The sequence below is a fragment of the Hydrogenophaga sp. genome (assembly GCF_036675665.1).
Lineage (GTDB): Bacteria > Pseudomonadota > Gammaproteobacteria > Burkholderiales > Burkholderiaceae_C > Hydrogenophaga.
In genome coordinates this window covers 1-2,089 of sequence record NZ_JAKFEO010000082.1, presented here as the reverse complement: position 1 = coordinate 2,089, position 2,089 = coordinate 1, and the positions used below count along the sequence as shown (strand labels likewise).

Sequence of the window (2,089 nt, the reverse complement as noted above, 5' to 3'; positions counted from 1 at the left end):
GTGCGCCTGAGCCGTGCCACCGAGCAGAGCCTGCTGTGGGTGCCGAACGAGGCGGTGATCCGCACCGGCCGCCGCGCCCTGGTGATGCTCGCCGAAGACGGCGGACGCTACCGGCCGGTGGAGGTGCAGCTGGGCCGCGAAACCGAGGGCAAGACGGCGGTGCTGCAAGGGCTCGAGGAAGGCCAGCAGGTGGTCGCCTCCGGGCAGTTCCTGCTCGATTCCGAGGCCAGCCTCAAGGGCATAGTCGCCAGCGCCATGGCAATGCCGGCGGCCGCGGCAACGCCCGCCTTGCATCAGGCCGAGGGGCAGATTGTGGCGCTCGATGACCAGGGCGTGACCCTGGCCCATGGCCCGTTCAACACCCTGGGCATGCCCGGCATGACCATGACTTTCCCGCTGGCCGATCCCGCGCTGCTGCTCGGGCTCAAGGCCGGCGATAAGGTACGCGTGGCGGTGCGCCAGACCGACGCTGGTTTATTGGTCGAGCGCCTGGAGAAGCTGGGGGGCCAGCCATGATCGCCGCCCTGATTCGCTGGTCGGTGGCCAACCGCTTCCTGGTGCTGCTGGCCACCCTGTTCGTCACGGCCTGGGGTATCTGGTCGGTGCAGAGCACGCCGATCGACGCACTGCCGGACCTCTCCGACGTGCAGGTGATCATCCGCACCCCCTACCCCGGCCAGGCGCCGCAGATAGTCGAGAACCAGGTCACCTATCCACTGACCACCACCATGCTCTCGGTGCCGGGGGCGAAGACGGTGCGCGGCTTCTCCTTCTTCGGCGACAGCTTCGTCTATGTGCTGTTCGAGGACGGCACCGACCTCTACTGGGCGCGCTCGCGGGTGCTGGAGTACCTCAGTCAGCTCCAGGGACGCCTGCCCGCCGGCGCCAAACCGGCCCTGGGGCCGGACGCCACCGGGGTCGGCTGGATCTACCAGTACGCCCTGGTGGACCGCAGCGGCGGGAATGACCTGGCGCAACTGCGCGCGCTGCAGGACTGGTTCCTCAAGTTCGAGCTGAAGACCCTGGCCAACGTCGCGGAGGTGGCCACAGTCGGCGGCATGGTCAAGCAGTATCAGGTGGTGCTCGACCCACTCCGGCTGGCCAGCCAGGGCATCACCCAGGCCGAGGTGCGAGAAGCCATAGGCCGGGCCAATCAGGAAACCGGCGGCGCCGTGCTGGAAATGGCCGAGACCGAATTTATGGTGCGCGCCTCCGGCTACCTGAAGACCCTGAACGACGTCCGCGCCATTCCCCTCAAGCTCGTCGCCGGCGGCACGCCTGTGACCCTCGGCGAGGTGGCGAGCATCCAGCTGGGCCCGGAGATGCGCCGCGGCATCAGCGAGCTGGACGGCGAAGGTGAGACGGTGGGCGGCGTGGTGATACTGCGCAGCGGCAAGAACGCCCGCGAGACCATAGCCGCGGTCAAGACCAAGCTGGCCGAGCTGAGCAAGAGCCTGCCGGCCGGGGTGGAGATAGTCACCACCTACGACCGCAGCAAGCTGATCGACCGTGCGGTGCGCAACCTGGGCGAGAAACTGGTGGAGGAATTTATCGTGGTCGCCCTGGTCTGCGCGGTGTTTCTCTGGCACCTGCGCTCATCCATGGTGGCCATAGTCTCGCTGCCGATCGGCGTGCTGATCGCCTTTATCGTCATGCGCTACCAGGGGATCAACGCCAACCTCATGTCCCTCGGCGGTATCGCCATCGCCATCGGCGCCATGGTCGACGCCGCGGTGGTGATGATCGAGAACGCCCACAAGAAGGTCGAGGCCTGGCGCGTGGCCCATCCCGGGGAAGAGTTGCAGGGCGAGCATCACTGGCATGTGATCACCGACGCCGCGGTGGAAGTCGGCCCGGCGCTGTTCTTCTGCCTGCTGATCATCACCCTGTCGTTTATCCCGGTGTTCACCCTGGAGGCGCAGGAGGGCCGCCTGTTCGGCCCGCTGGCCTTCACCAAGACCTATGCCATGGCCGCCGCGGCCGGGCTCTCGGTGACCCTGGTGCCGGTGCTGATGGGCTACTGGATTCGCGGGCGCCTCCCCGACGAGGCGCACAACCCGCTAAACCGTTGGTTAATCAGGATTTATCA

Annotated in this window: 2 protein-coding genes; both read left to right on the top strand. The window is 67.1% G+C overall.

Annotation, left to right across the window (positions count from 1 at the left end):
* Positions 1 to 516: copper-binding protein (locus V6M63_RS19720; RefSeq protein WP_332744651.1), on the top strand; the 516-nt coding region annotated here is incomplete at its 5' end.
* Positions 513 to 2,089: efflux RND transporter permease subunit (locus V6M63_RS19715; RefSeq protein WP_332744649.1), on the top strand; the 1,577-nt coding region annotated here is incomplete at its 3' end. The genes V6M63_RS19720 and V6M63_RS19715, both read left to right, overlap by 4 nt.